The 21,322-nt window shown below is 68.1% G+C and carries 19 protein-coding genes; 8 read left to right on the top strand and 11 right to left on the bottom strand.

Features of this window, described 5'->3' with window-relative positions; genetic code table 11:
* The first annotated feature begins 247 nt into the window (after window positions 1-247).
* Genes HUK65_RS03625 through HUK65_RS03615 form a run of 3 tightly spaced genes read left to right on the top strand, consistent with a single transcriptional unit; the run spans window position 248 to window position 2,599 of the window.
* Window positions 248-1,330 carry a Ppx/GppA phosphatase family protein gene (locus HUK65_RS03625; RefSeq protein ID WP_407692411.1) on the top strand — a complete coding sequence of 361 codons (1,083 nt, stop codon included), beginning with the start codon at window positions 248-250 and terminating at the stop codon, window positions 1,328-1,330.
* A 40-nt stretch (window positions 1,331-1,370) separates the two neighbouring features.
* The gene (locus tag HUK65_RS03620) at window positions 1,371-2,102 is read left to right on the top strand and encodes an RlmE family RNA methyltransferase (protein WP_179904768.1); all 732 of its coding nucleotides are present in this window, start codon (window positions 1,371-1,373) and stop codon (window positions 2,100-2,102) included.
* Complete coding sequence (locus HUK65_RS03615; RefSeq protein ID WP_179904767.1) at window positions 2,099-2,599, top strand: SAM-dependent methyltransferase; 501 nt, start codon at window positions 2,099-2,101, stop codon at window positions 2,597-2,599. The genes HUK65_RS03620 and HUK65_RS03615 overlap by 4 nt, the downstream gene beginning before the upstream one ends.
* Here the strand turns inward: HUK65_RS03615 and HUK65_RS03610 are convergent.
* The 3 genes from HUK65_RS03610 to HUK65_RS03600 are packed head-to-tail and all read right to left on the bottom strand — an operon-like array spanning window position 2,536 to window position 5,863.
* Window positions 2,536-3,333, bottom strand: coding sequence for an FkbM family methyltransferase (locus HUK65_RS03610; RefSeq protein WP_235441741.1), 798 nt, complete (start codon window positions 3,331-3,333; stop codon window positions 2,536-2,538). The genes HUK65_RS03615 and HUK65_RS03610 overlap by 64 nt on opposite strands.
* A gap of 2 nt (window positions 3,334-3,335) precedes the next feature.
* Window positions 3,336-4,769 carry a c-type cytochrome gene (locus tag HUK65_RS19075; protein WP_327787028.1) on the bottom strand — a complete coding sequence of 478 codons (1,434 nt, stop codon included), beginning with the start codon at window positions 4,767-4,769 and terminating at the stop codon, window positions 3,336-3,338.
* Window positions 4,766-5,863 carry a lipocalin-like domain-containing protein gene (locus HUK65_RS03600; protein WP_179904766.1) on the bottom strand — a complete coding sequence of 366 codons (1,098 nt, stop codon included), beginning with the start codon at window positions 5,861-5,863 and terminating at the stop codon, window positions 4,766-4,768. Before HUK65_RS03600 ends, HUK65_RS19075 begins: the two co-directional genes overlap by 4 nt.
* 247 nt (window positions 5,864-6,110) lie before the next feature.
* On the opposite strand from HUK65_RS03600, the gene HUK65_RS03595 reads away from it, so the two are divergent.
* The 3 genes from HUK65_RS03595 to HUK65_RS03585 all read left to right on the top strand — a co-directional run bounded on the left by HUK65_RS03595 (window position 6,111) and on the right by HUK65_RS03585 (window position 9,668).
* Window positions 6,111-7,595: a replicative DNA helicase gene (locus HUK65_RS03595; RefSeq protein ID WP_179904765.1), complete on the top strand. Its 1,485-nt coding sequence runs from the start codon at window positions 6,111-6,113 to the stop codon at window positions 7,593-7,595.
* 110 nt (window positions 7,596-7,705) lie between these two features.
* On the top strand, window positions 7,706-8,992 hold the full coding sequence (locus HUK65_RS03590) for a lipoprotein-releasing ABC transporter permease subunit (protein WP_179904764.1): 1,287 nt from the start codon (window positions 7,706-7,708) through the stop codon (window positions 8,990-8,992).
* Entirely contained in the window at window positions 8,985-9,668 is a 684-nt protein-coding gene (locus HUK65_RS03585; RefSeq protein WP_179904763.1) for an ABC transporter ATP-binding protein, read from the top strand. Before HUK65_RS03590 ends, HUK65_RS03585 begins: the two co-directional genes overlap by 8 nt.
* 203 nt (window positions 9,669-9,871) lie before the next feature.
* On the opposite strand, the gene hisH is transcribed toward HUK65_RS03585, so the two are convergent.
* Window positions 9,872-10,510, bottom strand: a complete 639-nt coding sequence (hisH, locus tag HUK65_RS03580) for an imidazole glycerol phosphate synthase subunit HisH (RefSeq protein ID WP_179904762.1) — start codon at window positions 10,508-10,510, stop codon at window positions 9,872-9,874.
* A 3-nt stretch (window positions 10,511-10,513) separates the two neighbouring features.
* Window positions 10,514-11,101 (bottom strand): imidazoleglycerol-phosphate dehydratase HisB, encoded by a 588-nt coding sequence (hisB, locus tag HUK65_RS03575; RefSeq protein WP_179904761.1) that lies wholly within the window; start codon window positions 11,099-11,101, stop codon window positions 10,514-10,516.
* Window positions 11,102-11,230: 129 nt separating this feature from the next.
* On the opposite strand from hisB, the gene HUK65_RS03570 reads away from it, so the two are divergent.
* Entirely contained in the window at window positions 11,231-13,375 is a 2,145-nt protein-coding gene (locus tag HUK65_RS03570; protein ID WP_179904760.1) for a hypothetical protein, read from the top strand.
* A gap of 33 nt (window positions 13,376-13,408) precedes the next feature.
* Window positions 13,409-14,113: a purine-nucleoside phosphorylase gene (gene deoD, locus HUK65_RS03565; RefSeq protein ID WP_179904759.1), complete on the top strand. Its 705-nt coding sequence runs from the start codon at window positions 13,409-13,411 to the stop codon at window positions 14,111-14,113.
* Window positions 14,114-14,309: 196 nt separating this feature from the next.
* Here deoD and HUK65_RS03560 read toward each other — a convergent pair whose 3' ends face one another.
* The 6 genes from HUK65_RS03560 to dksA all read right to left on the bottom strand — a co-directional run bounded on the left by HUK65_RS03560 (window position 14,310) and on the right by dksA (window position 21,305).
* Window positions 14,310-15,185: a dimethyl sulfoxide reductase anchor subunit family protein gene (locus HUK65_RS03560; protein ID WP_179904758.1), complete on the bottom strand. Its 876-nt coding sequence runs from the start codon at window positions 15,183-15,185 to the stop codon at window positions 14,310-14,312.
* Window positions 15,186-15,944, bottom strand: coding sequence for a 4Fe-4S dicluster domain-containing protein (locus tag HUK65_RS03555; RefSeq protein WP_179904757.1), 759 nt, complete (start codon window positions 15,942-15,944; stop codon window positions 15,186-15,188).
* A gap of 3 nt (window positions 15,945-15,947) precedes the next feature.
* Window positions 15,948-16,622: a class I SAM-dependent methyltransferase gene (locus HUK65_RS03550; protein ID WP_179904756.1), complete on the bottom strand. Its 675-nt coding sequence runs from the start codon at window positions 16,620-16,622 to the stop codon at window positions 15,948-15,950.
* Between the two features lie 16 nt (window positions 16,623-16,638).
* The gene (locus HUK65_RS03545) at window positions 16,639-19,461 is read right to left on the bottom strand and encodes a molybdopterin oxidoreductase family protein (protein WP_179904755.1); all 2,823 of its coding nucleotides are present in this window, start codon (window positions 19,459-19,461) and stop codon (window positions 16,639-16,641) included.
* A 164-nt stretch (window positions 19,462-19,625) separates the two neighbouring features.
* Window positions 19,626-20,801, bottom strand: coding sequence for an FAD-dependent monooxygenase (locus HUK65_RS03540; protein WP_179904754.1), 1,176 nt, complete (start codon window positions 20,799-20,801; stop codon window positions 19,626-19,628).
* A gap of 81 nt (window positions 20,802-20,882) precedes the next feature.
* A complete protein-coding gene (gene dksA, locus HUK65_RS03535; RefSeq protein ID WP_179904826.1) occupies window positions 20,883-21,305 on the bottom strand; it encodes an RNA polymerase-binding protein DksA in 423 nt (140 codons plus the stop codon).
* Between the last annotated feature and the right edge of the window lie 17 nt (window positions 21,306-21,322).

The following is a 21,322-nucleotide window of genomic DNA, read 5'->3' as shown; positions in this document are numbered from 1 at the left end:
CGTACAGGACGGACAGGCAGCGCCGCGCGCTGGCGGTGACGCCATCACCGCATCCTTGACCGTTACCATTCGTGCGACGGAATCGCCAGTGCAAAGCTGCGGCGCGCAGGTCGGAATTGTGACAGAATCCTTGCGCAAACGCGCCGCTGCGGCTACCTTGAAGGCAACACGATATGGAGGGCGATGAATGACGCCCGAGCGTCCCGCAGGCGCGGGCGCGCACCCGAAATCGACCCACGGCCCCGGCATGACCGCGCGGGCCGCGACATCGGCGAAGCCGCCGCGCCAGACCAAGCCCGGACGGGCGGGGCTTTATGCCGCGCTTGACCTGGGCACCAACAGTTGCCGCATGCTGATCGCCCGACCGAAGGGCGCGCAGTTTGAAGTGGTTGACAGCTTCTCCAAAGCGGTGGAGCTGGGTACCGGGCTGGAACAATACGGGCGATTATCCTATCGCCCGATGGAGCGCACACTGCATGCGCTGCGCATCTGCCGGTCCAAGCTGGACAAGCATGACGTCGCCTCGATGCGCCTGGTGGCCACCGAAGCCTGCCGCCGCGCCCGCAACAGCCGTGACTTCATCCGCAAGGTGCGCCGTGAAACCGGGCTGAACCTGGATATCATCACGCCTGAGGAAGAGGCCCGTCTGGCGGTTGTCTCATGCGCCTCGCTGGTGGCGCGGAGCACCGAGCAGTTGCTGGTGCTGGATATCGGCGGCGGGTCCACGGAACTGGTCTGGGTGGATCTGTCATCAGTGGCCCCGGCGCAGCGCCGCGCGGCGATCATGGACATGCACCGCGGCTTTTCGCGCACCCCCCGGGCCGGCAAGGCCATGGTGGTGGACTGGATCAGCGTGCCGATGGGCGTGGCCACCCTGCGCGACATGTTCGCCGATGTGGACGATGATGCCGCCCGCTTTGCCCTGATGAGCTGGTTCTTCGAGGAACAGCTGGCCGATTTCAGCCCCTACCATTCGCCGCAACCGCGCGACGGGTTTCAGATCATCGGCACCTCAGGCACCATCACCACGGTGGCGGCCTCCTACCTGGGGCTGCGGCGCTATGACCGCAACAAGGTGGACGGGTTGACCATGACCTCGGACCAGATTGACCAGGTGGTGCGCGATTATCTGGCGCTGGGCCCCGAAGGGCGGCGGCTGGACCCGCGGATCGGGCGCGAGCGGCACACCCAGATCATGTCCGGCGCGGCGATCCTGATGGCGCTGATGCGGGTCTGGCCCACGGACCGGATGTCCGTGGCCGACCGCGGGCTGCGTGAGGGGTTGCTCTATTCACAGATGACCCGGGACGGGGTATTGCTGCCGGTCTGATCCTGCGGATCATCCGGCGGCGGCAGGGAGAGCAGACACCATGGCAGCCAAGGGCAAGCAGACCTCGGGGCGGGGACAGCGTGAATTGCGGGTGCGGGTAAAGACCGCCAAGGGGCGCAAGCTGTCCTCCACCCGCTGGCTGGAGCGGCAGTTGAATGACCCTTACGTGCAGGCGGCCCGGCGTGAGGGGTATCGCGGGCGCGCGGCCTACAAGATCATCGAACTGGATGACAAGTATCGCTTCTTGCGCCCCGGCGCGCGGGTGGTGGATCTGGGCTGCGCGCCGGGCGGCTGGCTGCAGGTGGCTGTGGCCCGCGTCAATGCCCTGGGCGAGGATCGCAGCAAGCCCGTGGGCCGCGTTCTGGGCGTGGACCTGCAAGAGGTTGACCCCCTGCCCGGCGCCGAAACCCATGTGCTGGATTTCCTGGAAGTCGGCGCCGATGACAAGGTTCGCGCCTGGCTGGGCGGGCGGGCGGATGTGGTGATGTCGGACATGGCCGCGGCCAGTTCCGGGCACCGCCAGACCGACCATCTGCGCATCATCGCCCTGTGCGAGGCCGCGGCCGAATTCGCCTTTGACGTGCTGGAAGAGGGCGGGACCTTCGTGGCCAAGGTGCTGGCAGGCGGGGCCGAGAGCGACCTGCAGGCCCGGCTGAAACAACGCTTCACCAAGGTTGCCAATGTCAAACCCCCCGCCAGCCGCGCCGACAGCGCCGAGAAATACGTGGTCGCCACCGGCTTCCGCCTGGCGCCTGCAGAGCCGGAGGCATGAACACCCCGCGTCCCGGCGAGCAGCCCCTGCCCGGCCCGCTGTCAGCCGATGCCACGCTGGCCTTCATCGGCACCATCCGCAGCGACTGGGCCCCCGGTGATTGCCCGAAGAACCTGACCCAGGCGCGCGAGGGTGGCGGCGGCAACGCCCGGCTTGAGATCGCAGCCCCCTTTCGCCCGGGACTGGAGGGTCTGGCGCCGGGGGACGGGCTGATTCTGCTCTACTGGATGGACCGCGCCCGGCGCGACCTGATCCGCCAGCACCCCGGGCACCGTGACGCGCCTGCGGGCACCTTTGCCCTGCGCTCCCCGGTACGGCCCAACCCGGTGGCCATGGCCGTGGTGCGTTGCCAGAGCATCGACCCCGTTGCGGGAATTGTGGGGATCGATGCGATTGACGCCATGGACGGCACGCCGCTTCTGGACATCAAGCCCTATCTTCCTTCGGTCGATGTGCTGCCGGGCGCAGGGGACCAGGCATCCTCCAGCCGGGCATAGAGATCGCCCGATTGCGCATCGGCGGGCAGCGCGGCCAGCCAGTCCCGCAGCGTCTGCGCATCCTGCCAGTCCTGCCATTCGAACCGCGCATGTTCCCCGCGCACCGCGTTGAACCGATACGCCCCCAGCGCGCAAAGACGGTCCAGCACCGCAAGGGTCAGCGCGGGCCAACCGGGCAGGTATTCGACCGAGATCACACGCACCGGCTGCGACAGCCCCGCCAGAACCTCCAGTTCAAAGCCTTCGACATCGATCTTGACCAGCGCGGGCAGCCCATGATCCGCAATCACCGCATCCAGCGTGGTCACGGCCACCTGCGCCTGCGCATCCCAGCGGACATGTTCGAACCCCGGCTTTGCCACCGCATCGGCCACGAACCCCTCGTTCAGGCTGGACACGGTCGGATGGCGCCGGGACACCGTCATGGCCGCCTGCCCCGGCGCGGGTCCGGCGGCAGCCTCGATCAGCCGGATATCGCGCGGCAGGGTGCGGCGCAGGAACCGGGCAAAGACCGGCTGCGGCTCCAGCGCCACCACCCGCGCCCCAGCCGCGCGCATGGCCCGCGCCCGGGTGCCCACATGCGCGCCCACATCGATCGCCAGATCCCCCGGCCCCAGCAACCCGCGATACAGCGCCCGCGACTGCCGGATCACGGCCGGGTTGTAATAGATCACCAGTGACCGCAGCAGCCCGGCCAGCGCAGCAAATTGCATCGCCTCTCCCTTCCGGCGCATTCTCACAGCGTTTTCAGGTATTCCAGAATCGCGCGCCGCGCGTCCGCGCTCAGCGCCTCGCCATAGCCGTGGCCGGTATTGGCATAGCCGGGGCGCGTGGTGTCATGGATGCGCGCCTGGGTGGCGCGGTCGGGGGCGGCGTCCTTGCCTGCGTCCAGTTCCTCGAACCGCCAGCCCATGGCTTCGGGGTCGTAGTCCGGCGGGTCGGCGTGCATCCAGTAGCGCGGGCGCAGGCGCGGGTTCAGCAGCGCTTCCAGGCTGGGCACCGATCCGTTGTGCAGAAAGGGGGCGGCGGCCCAGATGCCATCCAGCGGCGGGGCGATATAGCCTTCGGCCGGGGCGGCGCGGACGGTGCCGCCATGGGATGAGCGGTCCACCCAGTCATAGAACCGGTCCAGGCTGCCATCGGTCATGGTCTGCGCATACATCGGGTCGGTGCCGATCCGGTCCAGCGCGATCACCCGGTTGGGATAGCCGGGGTCATCGCCATAGGTGCCGTGGCAACTGGCGCAATTGGTGTTGAAGAGCGCCTCACCCTCGGCAGCGAGGGCCGTATCGACCTCCCACGGAAAGGCGGGCGGCTCGATGCTTTCCAGGAACGCGCGGATATCGGCGGCATAGGCGTCGATTTCGTGCAGTTCCTCCACCGAATCGGCGCAGAGGAGCGAGGCAAACAGCATGTAGCGCGCATGATCCCCGCGCCCGATGGTGGTGTAGAACATGGCGTTCTTCTTGCCCATCCACCACCAGGGCGGGGTGCGCAGGGGCACGGGGGTTTCGGGGGGCGGGTCCAGCAGCGGGTCCGGCGACCATTCCATGGTTGCCGGGTCCCGGTGCGCCATCAGCGCCCAGCTGAGGTTCGTGGCCGGGTTCATGCCCACCGTATCGGTGCGGATATACGGCGCGATCCCTTCGATCCGGTCGGCCCAGTGTTGCCAGGCGGCCACATGGTCAGCACCACGCACAAAACGCCCCGATTGCGTGACCAGATCGCGCGCGTCCTGGGTGAAATCGACAAACGGGTTGCCCAGCCCCACCACCAGTTCGCCACTAATATGGCCCGCATGGCAGGTCAGGCAGTTGTTGGCCACCACCTCGACCCCCGTTTCGGTGACATGCGAGGTCAGGAAATAGGGCAGATCGGCGTTGCGCCCCGTGCGCCCGGGCAGCAGGTTGTCCGGATCGGTATCCGGGGCGAGCCGGGTCCAGACCTCGCGCGGGATGCCGCAGCTGACATAGGGGGCGTTGAGCAGCGCATCGCGCCCGGCCTGCGGGTCGCCCGGGCGCTGCTCGGCGGCGGCGACCGGCCCCGTGTCCGAGCGGTTCTGCCCGGCCTGTGGCGCAGGGGGTTGGGGGGCGGGCCACAGAAACCACAGCGCCACGCCCCCAGCCAGCACCAGTGCGGCCATGCCCATCAGCCGTGTGCTGCGCGTCATTCCAGCCCCTCCGCATCCAGGGTCAATGTAGCATGGCCCTGCACCGGCTGGCCATCGCGGCGGCCTTCGGCGCGGACCAGCCCGGACCAGAGGGGGGCCATGAAATCATGGGCCTGCGCGTCGATCACCGGGGTCACCTCCAGTGCCAGCCCGTCCAGCGTCACACTCCAGCCCACCGGCCAGCGCCGCCCCGCCCCGTCCCAGTGCTGCGTGACCGCCACCTGCGCGGTTTCAGGGTCAATGGCCCGCACATCGCCCGCAGCATCAATGGCGAAGCCTTCGAGGGTCGCCCGCCCGCCCCCATCCGCCCGGCGTGAACGGACCAGCGACAGGTCGGTGCCATCATCAAGCTGCAGTTGCAAACGGTCCGACACCACCGCCGCCCCGCCCCCCGGGATCGGCAGCGCGCCCCAGGCATGTTCAAACCAGGCCGTGCCCCGGACCGGCAGTTCCGCCCCCCCGTTCCGCAGATGCCCCTGCGCTGTCATCCGGGTAAAGGCATAGCCGTGAAAGGGGGCGCCTTCGGCATCGGCGGCCAACGCGGGCCTTGCCGGGGTCAGGGTCAGGGCGATCTGCGTGTCCCCGGTGCCTGCCTCCAGCACCCAGGCTTCGGGGGCAAAGCGCAGGGACCAGCCGTCCAGCCGCAGCCCGTCCCCATCGGCCCCCGCAACGCCCGCCATCGCCCGCGCCAGCCGTTCCTCGGCCATGACACCGCGGGCCGGGTCAGCCAGGATCACATGCCCGCGAAACAGATCGCGCGCCATCCAGTCGGGGGTCGCGCCGGGGTCCGCAGGCGCAGCCAGTGCCAGCCGCGCCAGGTTGAACTGCACGCCCAGAGGCACGCCGTCAGGCCCCTCCAGATGCGCGGAGAGGTGCCACAGTTCGCTCGGCGCATCGGGGTGCGCGCCATGGTCCGCGGGCAGGTCCAGCGACCATCCGGGCGCAAGACCAGGGCGCCCGGGGGCCTCCTGCGCCAGTAACCCGGCCATAGGGTCCGGGGCGGGTGCATCGGACGGCGGCGCGGACATCAGCCCCCAGAAGGCCAGCGCCACCGCGCCCAGCCCCAAGACCCCCAACCCCACCGCCGTTCGCACCCGCGCGCTCCTTCCGCATTGCCTTGGCAACAGCTTAGCCTGACCGGCCCACCGGACAATCCCCCCGCACATCATTGCGCAGCCGAACACCCAGATATTGACGCAATGCCCCGCTTTGCCCCAATATGCAGGGAGCCCGCAGCCATCCACAAACCATCCACAGGCTTGCCAACAGGGTTATACAATTTGCGCTGGCCTCCCGTTTCCGGCATACCCGCCCCACCCTCGAACGACAGGTCCCCGTGCCATGAACGAAGTTGCAGCAATCCGCGCCGAATCCTCCAGCGAACCCCTTGCCCTGCCCCATAACATCGAGGCCGAGCAGCAGTTGCTGGGCGCGATTCTGGTCAACAACGACATCTATGACCGGATTTCCTCGCTCGTGCGGGCCGAGCATTTCCACGACCCGGTGCACCAGCGCATCTTTGAAATCGCCAGCACGCGAATCCAGAAGAACGCGCTGGCCTCGCCGGTGACGCTCAAGGCCTTCATGGAAGATGACGAGGGGCTGAAGGAACTGGGCGGGCCGGCCTATCTGGCGCGGCTGGCGGGGGCGGCGATTTCCTCTTATGCGGCGCGCGATTATGCGCAGATGATCTACGAACTGGCGGTGCGGCGTGACCTGATCACCCTGGGCCAGGACATCGCCGCCCGCGCCGCGCAGGTGGATGTGGAAAGCGAGCCGAAGGACCAGATCGTCGATGCCGAACAGCGGCTTTACAAACTGGCCGAACAGGGCGTGGCCGAACGTGGGTTTCAAAGCTTTCTGAAGGCGGTAACGGACGCCGTTAATGTGGCCAACGCCGCCTATCAGCGCGATGGCGGGCTGGCGGGGATTTCCTCGGGGCTGACGGACCTGGACAAGAAACTGGGCGGGCTGCACCCGTCGGACCTGATCATCCTGGCCGGGCGCCCGTCCATGGGCAAGACCTCGCTGGCCACGAACATCGCCTTCAACATCGCCAAGGCCTGGAAGCGCGGCACCCGCCCCGATGGGACCGAAGGCACCGTCAATGGCGGTGTCGTGGGATTCTTCAGCCTGGAGATGAGCGCCGAGCAGCTGGCCGCGCGGATCCTGTCCGAAGCCTCGGAAGTGCCCAGCGAACAGATCCGCCGCGGCGACATGACCGAAGAAGAATTCCGCCGCTTTGTCGAGGCCGCCAAGGCGCTGGAATCCTGCCCGCTCTATATCGACGACACGCCCGCACTGCCCATCAGCCAGGTCGCCGCCCGCGCCCGGCGGCTGAAGCGCACCCATGGGCTGGATGTGCTGATGGTGGACTATCTGCAACTGCTCAAAGGCGCCTCGCGCGAGAGCCGGGTGCAGGAGGTGTCCGAGATCACGCAAGGCCTGAAAGCCATCGCCAAGGAGCTGGACATTCCCGTGGTGGCGCTGTCGCAGCTGTCCCGCCAGGTCGAAAGCCGCGAGGACAAGCGCCCGCAGCTTTCGGACCTGCGCGAATCCGGGTCGATCGAACAGGATGCCGATGTGGTGATGTTCGTCTACCGCGACGAATATTACCGCGAGCGCGAGAAGCCCGGCGACCATGATCTGGAGGCCATGGCCAAATGGCAGGAGATCATGGAAAAGGTCCATGGCAAGGCCGAGGTCATCATCGGCAAGCAGCGCCACGGCCCCATCGGCACGGTGGAGCTGAGCTTCGAGGGCCGTTTCACCCGCTTCGGCAATCTGGTCCAGCCCTGGCAGCAGGGCGGCGATGGCGGGTTCTGAGCGCCCTCAACCGCCATCACGCTTGCGATACGCCGCCCGCCCGGCGCGCCTGAGCGCTTGACCATCCCCGCGCCCCGGGCCAGTTTGGCGCCCGAGTTGCAGGAGCCCCCATGACCGGCAGAACACCCCCTTTCGCAGGCTTCGAATGGATGATCGCCTGGCGCTACCTGCGCGCGCGCCGGGCCGAAGGCGGCGTCAGCGTGATGACGCTGATCTCGTTCATCGGGATCACGCTGGCGGTGTTCGCGCTGATCGCCACCCTGTCGGTCCGTGCGGGCTTCCGCGCCGAATTCGTGGACACCATCCTGGGCGCCAATGCCCATGTGACCATCTATAACGCGGTCCATGTGACCGAAACCGGCACCGCGACCCGCGTGATCGAGGATTACGCCGACATGGCCGCCCGCGTCGCCGCCGTGCCGGGCGTGACCCGTGTCGCCCCCCTGATCAAGGGCCAGGTCATGGCCAGCGCAAACGGCGGCGCGGCGGGTGTCGAGGTGTTCGGGATCGAGAAGGAAAACCTGCTCACCATCCCGCGGATCGTGGACCCCGAAGACAGCCTGGGCGACATCATGCGGTTCGAGGACGGGATCGCCATCGGCTCGGGCGTGGCGCGGGAACTGGGCGTGGTGACGGGGGATATGGTGCGCCTGATCTCGCCCGAAGGCGCACGCACAGCCTTTGGCACCAGCCCCCGGGTGTCCGCCTTCGAAGTGGTCTATATCTTCACCGCCGGGCGCTATGACATCGACCGAACCCGGGTCTACATGCCGTTCGAGGAGGCGCAGATCTATTTCAACCGCGATGGTGTGGCGGATGAACTGGAGGTGATGGTCGCCAACCCCGAACGCATCGACGCCATGTACAGCGCGCTGCTGCGCGCGGGCGGCGAACGCGCCCTGCTCTGGACCTGGCGCGACAGCTCCGGCGCCTTTCTGCGCGCGCTGGATGTGGAGGATAACGTGATGTTCGTGATCCTGTCGATCCTGGTGCTGATCGCAGCCATGAACATCATCTCGGGGCTGATCATGCTGGTGAAGAACAAGGGCCGCGATATCGGCATCTTGCGCACCATGGGCCTGACCGAAGGCGCGGTGATGCGGGTGTTCTTCATCTGCGGCGCCGCGGTCGGGGTGGCGGGAACGGTGTTCGGGGTGATCCTGGGCTGTCTGTTTGCGATCTATATCGACCAGGTGTTCAGCTTCGTGAACTACATGGCGGGGGGCGGGGTCTGGGATCCGTCAATCCGGGGGATCTACAACCTGCCCGCGCTGCTGCGCGCCGAAGATGTGGCCAAGGCGGTCGGCCTGTCGCTGGGCCTGTCCTTCGTGGTGACCATCCTTCCCGCCCGACGCGCCGCGCGCATGAACCCGGTGGAGGCCCTGCGCTATGAATGACCCCCGGCCGGTGCTGGCGCTGGATGCCATCACCAAGACATACAACAAGGGCCGCCCGAATGAGGTGCGCGTGCTGATGGACGCGGCCCTCACCCTGGCCCCGGGCCAGGTGGTGGCGCTTGTCGCGCCTTCTGGGGCGGGCAAATCCACGCTGCTGCACATCGCGGGACTGCTGGACACGCCGGACAGCGGCACCGTGCTGCTGGACGGCCAGGACATGAGCCGCGAAAGTGACACTGCCCGGACCGTGGCACGGCGCCAGAAGATCGGGTTCGTCTATCAGTTCCATCACCTGCTGCCGGAATTCACCGCGCTGGAAAACGTGGCGCTGCCGCAACTGGCCAATGGCGTGACGCGCGCCGCAGCCAATGAACGGGCCGTGGATCTGCTGGACCGGGTCGGTCTGGGCAAGCGCCATGACCACCGCCCCGCGGCACTGTCGGGGGGCGAACAGCAGCGCGTGGCCTTTTGCCGGGCACTGGCCAACGCCCCGGCGCTGCTGCTGGCGGATGAACCCACCGGCAACCTGGACCCGGCGACCTCGGACCAGGTGTTCGATGTGCTGCTGGGACTGGTGCGTGACACCGGACTGTCGGCGCTGATTGCCACGCATAACCTGGCGCTGGCCGAGCGCATGGACCGCGTGCTGCATATGGACGGCGGGCGCGTCACCTGACGCAGCACAAGGCGGCCCGGCACACCGGCCCCGCGGGCTGTGCCCCGCCCAGCCATCCGCACACCCCGCGGACCCGGCGCGCCGGGCCGCTGGCAAATGACGCTAAAGCCGGTATCGGCCTGCCGCACGCCCGGCGCAGGGCACGCGGGTGGGTGGGTGGGGCGTGACCTGTGACGGGCGTGCGGCAGGCCGCAGCAGCGCGATCAGGGGCGCCAGCTCAGGAAGTTGCGGATCAGGGCCAGCCCGTTGGCCTGGCTCTTTTCCGGGTGGAACTGGGTCCCGATGATATTGTCGCGCCCCACGATCGCCGTGATCGGCCCGCCATACTCCACATGCGCCAGCAGATGCGCCGGGTCCGCCACCTGGAAATGATAGGAATGCACGAAATAGGCGTGATCGCCCGTTGCCACCCCTGCCAGCACCGGATGCGCATGATCGATCACCAGGTCATTCCAGCCCATATGCGGCACTTTCAGGGCCGGATCATCGGGCGTGATCCGCACCACCTCGCCGCCGATCCAGTCCAGACCCGCGGCCTCCCGGTACTCGCGGCCCAGCGTGGCAAGCATCTGCATGCCCACGCAGATCCCCATGAAGGGGACGGCGCGGACCTGCACCGCCTCGGTCAGCGCCTCCACCATCCCCGGCACCGCGTCCAGCGCCGCGCGGCAGGCCGGGAAGGCCCCGTCGCCGGGCAACACCACCCGGTCAGCGCGCGCCACATCCTCGGCCCGGCTGCTGACCAGCACCGCGCCGCCGCCGACCTCGGCCGACATGCGCTCGAACGCCTTTTGCGCCGAATGCAGGTTCCCGCTGTCGTAATCCACCAGCACCGTCAGCATGGGTCAGAGTGCCCCCTTGGTTGACGGGATGGCATCCCCCTTGCGCGGATCGGCCTCGACCGCCATGCGCAGCGCGCGGGCCACCGCCTTGAAGGCCGCTTCGGCGATGTGGTGGCTGTTGATCCCGTGCACCTGATCCAGATGCAGGGTGATCCCGCCATGAGTGGCCAGCGCCTGAAAGAACTCGCGCACCAGTTCGGTGTCGAAGGCGCCGATCTTCGCCGTGGGAAACGCCACGTTCCAGACCAGAAACGGCCGCCCCGAAAGATCCAGCGCGCAGCGGATCTGCGCATCATCCATGGGCAGCGCGCATTCACCATAGCGCCGGATCCCGCGCTTGTCGCCCAGCGCCTGCGCAAGCGCCTGCCCCAGGGCGATGCCGCAATCCTCGACCGTGTGGTGGTCGTCGATATGCAGATCGCCCTTGGCGCGCAGGGTGATGTCGATCAGGGAATGCCGCGCCAGCTGGTCCAGCATGTGATCGAAGAACCCCACCCCGGTGGCGCAATCATACACCCCTGCCCCATCCAGATCGATGCTGACCGAGATATCGGTTTCCGAGGTCTTGCGGGTGATGCTGGCTGTGCGCATGGAACCGGGCCTGTGCTGTGCTTTTCGCGCGCCGGTATAGGCCAGTGGCCCCCGCATGGAAAGAGCCGTTGCGCAAGGACAGGCGCCGTGCTCTACTTCCGGGTGCAGCGTCAGCACCCGGGGGGCGCCATGACCAAGCAGTTGATTGTTGTCGTGCACGGTGTCGGCGTGCGTGAGGCAGGGGCCTCCACCGACATGCTGTCCACCGCGCTGGAGCCCGCCCACCCTGATGACCCATTGGCTGAAACGCCGGAGGCGGATGCACCCCGCTTCATCCCCGGATCGAGCGATGATTTCCACCTGCTTGAACACCCCCGCCAGGACAGCGGCACCCGCGCACGGGATTTCCCCGCCCGCCTGCGCCGCTTCCGCGAGGCCGTTCCGGACAACGACCACCGCAACCCCCGCGAGCGGGTGATCGCCGATTTCTACTGGGGAGACGTGGCGGCCTTGCGCGGGGGGGCGCCCGGGCTGGTGCTGGGGTTCTTTCGCGTTGCCATGGGGCTGGGCCATGCCATCCGCGAGAACGCCCGCGCGGTCTTCCCCGAGCCCTTCGGCCCCGATCAGCGCATGCGCCAATTGGCGGCGGCCGCGGTGCTGACGCTCCACGGCCCGGTGATCGCCATCAACATCGTGTTGCTGGGCGGGCTGTTGCTGCACCGGGCCCTGACATACCTGGCCGAGGACCCGCCCGCAGCCGTCACGGCCCTTGTCCTGGCCGCGCTGGCCATGGCCGGGGGCATGGTGGCCCTGCGCTACACCCATGCCTTTCTGACCCGGCACATGGCCGGCTGGCTGGCGCTGACCGGCGCGGCGGTGCTGCTGATGCAACTGGTTGCACCGCCGCCTTCTGATGCTGCGGCACTGGGCACGCTGGACCTGTGGCTGGTCACCCGCAGCTGCGCCATCTTCCCGGACACCACCGACTGCACCGATGGGTATACAGGGATTTACCTGATCGGGCTGCGGCTTTACGCAGCGATGATCCTTGCGCTGGCACTGGCAATCGGGCTGGCGGTGGCGGTGGGCTTCGGCTCCTGGTCACGGTATCGGCGCGGCGCCCGCCCTGAGCATGTGGTGGACCTGACAGTGCCCGCGCTGGGGCTGATGATCCTGCTGTGGTTTCTGCTGATCTCGGCCATCTGGGGAAGCGTCGGCTATCTGGGGCCGGATATCATCCCCGAGCCGGAGCATGTGACCTCGGCGCTGCGCGGGCTGCTTCCGGCGCTGGTGGCGCTGATCGCACTTGCCGTGATTGCGGGATATGTCATGTGGGGCAAACGCGCGCTGGGCCAAGGCTTCGACCCCGCGCGCTACATGGATGACCCCGACACGCTGGCCGAGCGCCACCGCCTGCTGATCTGCCGCCGGATGCTGCTGGTGCTGTTCATCTTTCTGGGCCTGCTGCTGACCGTCGGCGCCCATGCACTGACCGGCTTCGGGGGCGGCTGGGGCCGGCTCAGCCCCGACTGGCTGCTGGCCAGGGCCACGCCGGTTCTGCTGGGCATCACCGCCACCGCCGGGGTGGTGCTGGTCACCACGGCACGCCCGCTGTTCGAGGCCGGGCTGGGCATCCTCACCGATGTCCTTTCCTGGATCAACGATGCCTCCTGGAACTCGCGCGCGCTGGTGAAGGACCCGAAAACCGGCGCCCCGGTCCCGCATGGCCCCCATACGCGCACCTGGATCGAACGCGCCCTGGGCTGGCGCAAGGAACCGCCCGCCATGCACATGCCCCAGGGCTACTGGTTGCGCCGCCGCATCCGCGAACGGATGAACCTGCTCATGGCGCAGCTGATCCGGGACGAGGCGCCGGACCATATCGTTCTGGTCTCGCATTCGCAGGGCACGGTGATCGCGCTCGAAGTGCTGGCCTCCGAAGGCGCGCGCTGGCTGGAGCAGCTGCCCGAAGACGGCACCATCGGGCTGATCACCATGGGCGCGCCCTACACGCATCTCTACAACCGCTACTTCCCCGAAAGCTTCCCACCCCCGCGGCAGCGCCCGCAATGGCGTCCCCGCGGGGACAGCGAAACGGCGGTGCTCAGCCGCTGGGTGAACATCTTTCGCGTGGACGATTTCGTCGGCACCCATATCGACGCAAACCGCCACCACCGCGCCCCACCGGACCCCGGGGACCGCTGGCCACAGGAAATTCCGGTTCCCGCAGGCGGGCATACGAACTACTGGACCGACCGGACCGTGGCGCAGCACCTGCGGCGCGAACTGGCGCCCCCCACACCAGCCCTTGCCGCCGCCCGTGCCCCGGTCTAGCCTGCATCCGACCCCCGGAAAGCAGGAGCCCCCATGACCATCCATATCGGCGCCGAACCCGGCCAGATTGCCGAAACCGTGCTGTTGCCAGGCGACCCCTATCGCGCGCGCTGGGCCGCCCAGACCTTCCTGCAGGGCGCCGAACTGGTGAACGAAACCCGCGGGATGCTGGCCTACACCGGCACCTGGAAGGGTAACCGCGTGACCATCCACGGCTCGGGCATGGGCATGGCGTCCATGTCGATCTACGCCAATGAACTGATCCGCGACTATGGCGCGAAAACGCTGATCCGCATCGGATCCGCAGGCGCCATGCAGGCGCATGTCCAGATCCGCGACCTGGTGATCGCCATGACCGCCAGCACGCTCTCCACACCCTCGGCCGGGATCCTGCGCGACCTGAACCTCGCCCCCTGCGCTGACTGGGGCCTGCTGCACGCCGCCGTCACCGCTGCCCGGGCCCGCGGCGCGCGCACCCATGTGGGCAGCATCTATTCATCGGATGTGTTCTATGACGAACGCCCCGACCTGAACGAGATCATGACCCGCCACGGTGTGCTTGCGGTCGAGATGGAGGCCGCTGAACTCTACCTCGTCGCCGCCCGCCATCAGGCCCGCGCCCTGGCGGTGCTGACAATCTCGGACCACCTGCTGACCGGCGCCGCGCTGCCACCATCCGAACGTGAACAAAGCTTCGGCGACATGGTGGAAACCGCACTCCAGGCCGCCTTCGCCTGAAACCCCACGCCGCGCGCAACGGCACCGTTGCGGTGCCCGGCCCGCCCACCCACCCGCCGCGCGGCCCGGGCACCGCGCGCGCCTCCAGCCTGGCTGCACACGACCGGCTGTTTCACCCTTGAAAAATATCCTCGGGGGGAGGCGCCCGGGACGGGCGGCGGGGGGCAGACAGCCCCCCTGCCACGCATCCTGCCCGTCACCGCCGCCCGTAATAGAGCCCCACAACATGCTCGGCCTCGGCAAAGAACAGCCACCGCGCCACGACCATTCCCGCCAGATGCAGCAACACTGCAAGCACCAGCATGGGCGGCCAGGACGGGGCCAGAAGCATCAGGATTGCCGGCAGCAATGCTGCAAGGGGCAGCGCGATCAGGCGCAGCTTGTGCGCATGGCGCCGGCCAACCACATGCACCATTTCGCGCAACAGATAGTTGCTGCCCGTATGCGGTGGCTCCAGCAGGCGCACCGCGCCCAGGCCACCCAGCCCCGTGGCCGTTCCCGCATCACTCCCCGAGCCGCGAAACCGCCTGTCCCCGATCTGCCAATGCGCCACCATCACCACCGCCAGTGCCAGCAGCAGCCACAGCCCTGCGCGCCCCTGCCCCGCCAGCAGCGCCCCCCCGGCCAGCGCGGCCAGCACAAACAGGACCGGCACGCTCCAGTGATGCCAGCGCGGCACGCTGCGCAGCTGCGCATAGATCATCGAGGTCGCCCCCACCGTCGCCAGCGCCAGCACCGCCGCCACCAGCCCGAAGCCCGGCAATGGATTGCTCCAGAACACCGCCCCCGCCGCATGGGGCGCCATCACCGCCAGCGTGGCCAGCGCCAGCACCGCCTCGCGCGAGAGCCAGCTTGACCGCCATTGCGTGAAGGCCAGCAGCATGCGTTCCGGGTGCCCCAGATGAAAGGCCGAGGCCAGCAGCCCCGCCCCCGCCAGCCCATAGCCCAGCCCGAACCACCAGAAGGCCGCCCAGCCCGTGGGGCGCACCACGCCCAGCCCCAGCCAGGCCAGCAATCCGAAGCCCAGCCCGGACACCACGGTAAAGAAGATCAGAGACGGTGCCGGATGCATTCAGAGCCTTTCCAGTGCGCGGTCCAGCCAGCCCAGAAAGCCGCTGGCACCATCGGTCGAGGGATCACAAAGCGCGGCCAGGTCCGGGGCCTGCGCCCCTGCGGCGCCCAACTGGTCCCGCGGACGGGGCGGCAGGTATTTGTTAACCGGGGCGGTCCCCTGTTCGGGCATAAGATCCATGCCGCCGCGTTCGGCGACCAGTTGGCTGACCGCGCTTTGCGGGTCGCCCAGATCGCCGAAATGCCGCGCACCGGCGGGACAGGTCCGGACGCAGGCGGGCTCGCGGTCCACTTCGGGCAGGTTTTCGTTATAGATCCGGTCCACGCACAGGGTGCACTTCTTCATCACACCGGCATCCGCGTCCATCTCGCGCGCGCCATAGGGACAGGCCCAGGCGCAAAGACCGCAGCCGATGCAGGCATCCTCGTTGACCAGCACGATCCCGTCTTCGACCCGTTTGTAGCTGGCGCCCGTGGGGCAGACGGTGACGCAGGGTGCATCGTCACAATGCAGGCAGGACCTGGGGAAATGCACCACCATGGGGGGCGCATCCTTGCGGGTGACTTCGAAGCTGTGGACACGGTTGAGGAAGGTGCCCTCGGGTTGCGCGCCGTAGGCATCCCTGTCCGACAGCGGCGCCCCGTAGTGTTCGGTGTTCCAGCCTTTGCAGGAGATCACGCAGGCATGGCAGCCCACGCAGGTATCAAGATCGATGACAAGGCCAAGCTTGCGGCTGGTGCTGGCAGGCAATGTTGTCATGTCTCAGGCCCCTTCGGCTGCGTGCGGGTCTGCCATGGCGCCGCGCTTGTAGGCCACATAGCTTTTGGGGAAGCCCAGCTTCCATTCGGTCCAGAGCGCAGCATCGGGAAAGCTGCGGACCATTTCACCGCGGCTGACGATCGTTGTGGTTTCCACCATTTCGGTCCAGGCCGGAAGCTTGCGCCGCCAGCGCCGGATCAGCGCGCGCTGCAGCCATTCCGGATAGAACCACCAGAAGGGCATCATCGTATGCGCCTCAACGGGAAACCAGATCGCCGGTGTCTGCACCCAGTATGCGGGGGCAAGGCGGCGCACCTCCCCGGCCATGGATTGGCGCCGCTCCAGATCGCCGACATGTTCGATCACGCTGTTGGAAAAGGCGATATCGAAGCTCTGGTCCGCAAAGGCGGCCAGATCGCAGGCATCCCCGTCCAGCAGCGTGATCCGGTGATGCGACGGGCCGGGTTCGGGCGGGTTGAACCCCGGCAGGTTCACGATCGTCAGGTCCAGCGATACCGGCGCATCGTCCCAGAAGCCCGGCGTCCCGCCCAGATCGATGATCCGCTCACCCCCGGAAATCTGCATGCGGCGCGCGAACTCGGCCATGCGCTTGCGCCGGGCCGAGGCCATGAAGGGCCGCTTGATCCGCATCAGGAAATGAAACAGTGCGTAACGCATTCCACAGGTCCCCCTTTCAATCGGTGGATGACAGGGCAATATCCTGCGGCCCGCGCCCGACCGGAGAGCTTTGCGCCGGATGGGCGGGATAGCTGACCTGCTGTCCGGCGGGCGCCTTTTCGATCCGCACGCGCAGGTCATACCAGGCGGCCTGGCCGGTGATCGGATCGGAATTGGCCCAGCGCAGCCCGTCGCCCCTGGGCGGCAGCAACTCATGGATCAGGTGGTTGAGCAGGCTGGAACGGGTGGCCTCGGGCGCGGCGGGGTCCAGCGCCCAGGCGCCCCGGCGCTTGGCAATGGCGTTCCATGTCCAGACCGTGCGCGGGTTGAGCGCATCCATCCGCGCCACCGGCAGCGTGATCCGCCCGTGCGGAGATGTCAGCACGGCCCAGTCTCCTTCGGCAAAGCCGTGTTCCGTCCAGACATCGCCCGCCACGAACAGCGGGGCCAGGCCATGGATCTGGCGCAGCCAGGGGTTCTGGCTGCCCCAGCTGTGGTAATGGGCCATGGGGCGCTGGGTCAGGGCGTGCAGCGGATAGTCCGCAGGGTCGGTTTCGGCATCGGTAAAGGTCGGATACCAGAGCGGCAGCGGGTCCATGGTGGCGCGCAGCCGGTCGCGCAGGTGTTCGGGGGGCTGGCGGGGCCCGTGGCCTTCGGCGGCCAGCTGGAACCGGCGCAGGGGTTCGCACCACAGGTGCAGCACATAGGGTTGGGGCGCATCATAGAGCCCGCGCGCCACGGCCCAGTCCTGATAGGCGGCGTTCCAGGGTTTGAAGAACTGCGCCGCTTCCGGGATATGGTCGATGAAGAAGCCGCCGTTTTCGATATAGCGGTCCAGTTGCGCGGAGTTGGGGGCGCCGCGGCCGGTGGCACTCCCGCCAGCCTCGCGCCAGCCGGCCAGCGGGCCGATCCCGGGGCGGCGCTGATGGTTCACCATGTAATCGGCGTAATCGGCGTATTGGGGCGTGCCATCCTCGCGCACCATGCCGGGCAAGCCCAGCCGGTGGCCCAGGTCCAGCAGCACCGACTGAAAGGGGCGCACGTCACGGTCAGGCGCCACCACCGGCCAGCGGATGCTGTCGGCCAGGGCCTCGGCCTCGCATATGGGGCGGTCCAGCAGGCTGATGCAGTCATGGCGTTCCAGATAGGTGGTATCGGGCAGCACCAGATCGGCAAAGGCCACCATTTCCGAGCTATAGGCATCGGAATAGATGATGCGCGGGATGACGTAGTCGCCGTTGTCATCGGTGTCGGTCAGCATCTCCATCACCTGGGTGGTGTTCATGGAGGAGTTCCACGCCATGTTCGCCATATAGAGAAACAGCGTGTCGATCCGGTAGGGATCGCCCGCATGGGCGTTCGAGATCACCATATGCATCAGCCCATGGGCCGAGAGCGGGTTGTCCCAGGTGAAGGCCTTGTCGATCCTGATCGCCGTCCCGGCGTCATCCAGCAACAGGTCATCCGGCCCCTGGGGATAGCCCAGATGCGGGCCATCGAGCGGCTGGCCGGGGGTGGCGCGGCCATGGGGGCGCGGATGTGCGGTGGCAGGTTTGGGATAGGGCGGCTTGAAGCGGAAGCCGCCCGGAACCTCGACCGAGCCGAGCAGGATCTGCAGCATGTGCAGGGCGCGGGTGGTCTGGAAACCGTTGGAATGGGCCGAAAGCCCGCGCATGGCATGAAAGGCCACGGGGCGGCCGGTCATCTTGTCATGCCGCTGGCCGCGGAAGTCGGTCCAGGGGCGGTCGATGGTGATTTCCTCGTCAAAGGCCACGCGGGCGATTTCGGCGGCGATGGCGCGGATGCGGGTGGCGGGGATGCCGCAGCGTTCGGCCACGGCCTCGGGCGCGTGGGCCGGGTCCAGGTAGCGCGCGGCCAGGTGGCGGAAGACGGGCAGATGTTCGACGCCGTCACGGGTGATGCCCTGGGCCAGGTCCGGCTGCACGCCCGGCGCATCCCAGGCCATGGCCTGGCCGGTGGCGCGGTCCCGCACAAGCGGTGTGCCGGCCGCATCGCGCAGGAACAGGCCCTTTTCCGGGCCATCGGTGGCATTCACCAGAAACGGCGCGTCGGTGTAGCGGATCAGATAGGCCAGATCGACCTTGCCCGCGCGCAGCAACTCATGCACCAGCGCCAGGATGAACAGCCCGTCGGTGCCCGGCGTGATCCCCACCCAGTCATCGGCCACGGCATTGTAGCCCGAGCGCACCGGATTCACCCCGATCACCCGTGCCCCGCGCGCCTTCAGCCGCCCGATCCCCATCTTGATGGGGTTGCTGTCGTGATCCTCGGCCACGCCGAAAAGCATGAAGAGCTTCGTGCGGTCCCAATCCGGCTGGCCGAATTCCCAGAACGCCCCACCCATGGTGTAGATCCCCGCCGCCGCCATGTTGACGGAACAGAACCCGCCATGGGCGGCCCAGTTGGGCGTGCCGAAGGCCTGCGCCCACCAGCCGGTGAAACTTTGCGACTGGTCGCGCCCGGTGAAGAAGGCCAGCTTCTGGGGCGCGGTGTCGCGCAGAGGGCGCAGCCAGTCGGTGGCAAGCTGCAGCGCCTCCTCCCACGAGATCTCCTGAAACTGGCCCGAGCCGCGTGGGCCCACCCGCTTCAGCGGCGCGCGCAGACGCGCGGGCGAGAGGTGCTGCATGATCCCCGCGCTGCCCTTGGCGCAGAGCACGCCCTTGTTGACGGGGTGGTCGCGGTTGCCCTCGATATAGGACACCTTGCCGCCCTTCAGGTGCACGTTGATCCCGCAGCGGCAGGCGCACATGTAGCAGGTGGTCTTGCGCACCTCATCCGACACCAGCGGCGAGAGTTCCGGCGCGGGCTGGCTGAACATGGTTTGGCGACCCCTTTCCGCAAGGCGAATTCTGTTCCACGCGCGCGCAGGTGCCGCGGCAGATTTTCCGAAAGGAACAGGAAGCGCGCCGGTTTGTCCAGAGCGAAGGCGCCCCGATGCAGCCGGTTACAGGAACGGGGCGATGCACCGCTGCGGCCTGTGCATCAGCGCAGCGGGTGGTCCCGGGTCACGTCATGGCCCCACAGCCAGTCAAACCGCCGCACCGGCGCCTGCGGCGCCACGGCCCCGCCCAGCCGCAGGGCCAGATGCGCGATCTGGCGCAGGGGCGCGCGCAGGTGGTAGTTGCGCGCATTGGCATTGGCCGCCGCCACGATCCGGCGCACCCGGTCGGCGCGGGCGGTCTGATAGGCGGCCAGGGCACGGGAAACATCCGTGTGGCGGGACAGTTGCGCGGCCAGAACCCAGGCATCCTCCAGCGCCATGTTCGCCCCCTGCGCCAGAAAGGGCAGCGTGGGATGCGCGGCATCGCCCAGCAGCACGGCCCGGCCGGAGAACCAGTTGGCCGCGACCTCATGGCGGAACAGACCCCAAAGGTAGGGCGCCTCCACCTGCGCCAGCCAGCCGGGCACCGGCCCGCCGAATCGTGCGAAGGCGGCGCGCATATGCGCCGGGTCATCGCGCAGGTTCCAGCCCTCTTCGGCCCAGTTGCGGCGTTCCTCCACCGCCACGATATTGCGCAGCGCCCCGCCGCGCAGCGGATAGCTCACCAGATGGCGCCCCGGGCCCATGAAGACCTGCGCCTGCGCCGGGTCCTGCGGGTCACCGGGGATCAGCGCGCGCCAGGCGACCTGCCCGGTAAAGAACGGCTGCCCCACCCCGGCGATGGCCTCACGCAGGACGGAATGGAGCCCGTCAGCCCCCACCAGCAGGTCCGGCGCCATGGTCTCGCCGTTGGTCAGCGCCAGCGTAAGGTGCGGGCCTTCGACCGCCACCGCGGCCACCTGCGCGTTCAGCCGCAAATCCCCCCCCGCGCGGCGGGCGGCGCCTTCCAGCAGCGCCACCAGATCGGCGCGGTGCAGCAGGTGGAACCCCGCGCCCCCGCCGGGCAGGACCATGCGCAGCACCTGCGCACCACGCCGCCCGTCCCGCAGCACCACCGCCTGCGCCGCCATCCCTGCCCGCTCCAGCGCATCCCCCAGCCCCAGCGCGCGCAAGACCACCGCGCCATTGGGGCTGATCTGCAACCCGGCGCCGACCTCCAGGACTGCAGGCGCCTGTTCCAGCACGCTCACCCGCCAGCGCGGTGCCAGCGCCACCGCCAGCGCAAGCCCGGCGATGCCGCCGCCGACAATGACCGCATGTCCTTTCTGATCGCCCATATTCATCCCCTGATGCCCAAGAAAAAGGCACCGAAGCGGTCCGCTTCGATGCCCTCACTTCGCATGCAGACCGGTGCCGCGTCAGGCGTCGCGGTGGACCCGTTCCGCGCGTTCATGGCGTTCCTGCGCCTCCAGCGTCATGGTGGCGATGGGGCGGGCGTCCAGCCGCTTGAGCGAGATCGGTTCGCCCGACACTTCGCAATAACCGAAGTCACCACTGTCAATGCGGCGCAGGGCGGCTTCGATCTTGGACACCAGCTTGCGCTGGCGGTCACGGGTACGCAGCTCCAGCGCGCGGTCGGTCTCTTCGCTGGCGCGGTCGGCGATATCGGGGATATTGCGCGATGAATTGGCCAGCCCTTCCAGCGTTTCGCGGCTGCCGTTGAGGATTTCCTCTTTCCATTGAAGCAGCTTGCGGCGGAAATATTCCAGCTGTCGGTCATTCATGAAGGGCTCGTCCTCGGCCGGGCGGTAATCTTCCGGCAGAAAAACTTCGGGCTTCATCTGGCTTTCCCCCTGCT

It is taken from the genome of Rhabdonatronobacter sediminivivens, assembly GCF_013415485.1.
GTDB lineage: Bacteria > Pseudomonadota > Alphaproteobacteria > Rhodobacterales > Rhodobacteraceae > Rhabdonatronobacter > Rhabdonatronobacter sediminivivens.
This window is presented reverse-complemented; position numbering and strand designations above follow the sequence as displayed.

What these genes read in the sequence shown, in the direction of transcription:
- HUK65_RS03570 (WP_179904760.1), top strand. Translation starts at nt 11,231, where the DNA reads ATGACCAAGCAGTTGATTGTTGTCGTGCACGGTGTCGGCGTGCGTGAG.
- dksA (WP_179904826.1), bottom strand. Translation starts at nt 21,305, where the DNA reads ATGAAGCCCGAAGTTTTTCTGCCGGAAGATTACCGCCCGGCCGAGGAC.
- HUK65_RS03620 (WP_179904768.1), top strand. Translation starts at nt 1,371, where the DNA reads ATGGCAGCCAAGGGCAAGCAGACCTCGGGGCGGGGACAGCGTGAATTG.
- HUK65_RS03615 (WP_179904767.1), top strand. Translation starts at nt 2,099, where the DNA reads ATGAACACCCCGCGTCCCGGCGAGCAGCCCCTGCCCGGCCCGCTGTCA.
- HUK65_RS03595 (WP_179904765.1), top strand. Translation starts at nt 6,111, where the DNA reads ATGAACGAAGTTGCAGCAATCCGCGCCGAATCCTCCAGCGAACCCCTT.
- HUK65_RS03550 (WP_179904756.1), bottom strand. Translation starts at nt 16,622, where the DNA reads ATGCGTTACGCACTGTTTCATTTCCTGATGCGGATCAAGCGGCCCTTC.
- hisH (WP_179904762.1), bottom strand. Translation starts at nt 10,510, where the DNA reads ATGCTGACGGTGCTGGTGGATTACGACAGCGGGAACCTGCATTCGGCG.
- HUK65_RS19075 (WP_327787028.1), bottom strand. Translation starts at nt 4,769, where the DNA reads ATGACGCGCAGCACACGGCTGATGGGCATGGCCGCACTGGTGCTGGCT.
- HUK65_RS03540 (WP_179904754.1), bottom strand. Translation starts at nt 20,801, where the DNA reads ATGGGCGATCAGAAAGGACATGCGGTCATTGTCGGCGGCGGCATCGCC.
- hisB (WP_179904761.1), bottom strand. Translation starts at nt 11,101, where the DNA reads ATGCGCACAGCCAGCATCACCCGCAAGACCTCGGAAACCGATATCTCG.
- deoD (WP_179904759.1), top strand. Translation starts at nt 13,409, where the DNA reads ATGACCATCCATATCGGCGCCGAACCCGGCCAGATTGCCGAAACCGTG.
- HUK65_RS03555 (WP_179904757.1), bottom strand. Translation starts at nt 15,944, where the DNA reads ATGACAACATTGCCTGCCAGCACCAGCCGCAAGCTTGGCCTTGTCATC.
- HUK65_RS03610 (WP_235441741.1), bottom strand. Translation starts at nt 3,333, where the DNA reads ATGCGCCGGAAGGGAGAGGCGATGCAATTTGCTGCGCTGGCCGGGCTG.
- HUK65_RS03625 (WP_407692411.1), top strand. Translation starts at nt 248, where the DNA reads ATGACCGCGCGGGCCGCGACATCGGCGAAGCCGCCGCGCCAGACCAAG.
- HUK65_RS03585 (WP_179904763.1), top strand. Translation starts at nt 8,985, where the DNA reads ATGAATGACCCCCGGCCGGTGCTGGCGCTGGATGCCATCACCAAGACA.
- HUK65_RS03545 (WP_179904755.1), bottom strand. Translation starts at nt 19,461, where the DNA reads ATGTTCAGCCAGCCCGCGCCGGAACTCTCGCCGCTGGTGTCGGATGAG.
- HUK65_RS03560 (WP_179904758.1), bottom strand. Translation starts at nt 15,185, where the DNA reads ATGCATCCGGCACCGTCTCTGATCTTCTTTACCGTGGTGTCCGGGCTG.
- HUK65_RS03590 (WP_179904764.1), top strand. Translation starts at nt 7,706, where the DNA reads ATGACCGGCAGAACACCCCCTTTCGCAGGCTTCGAATGGATGATCGCC.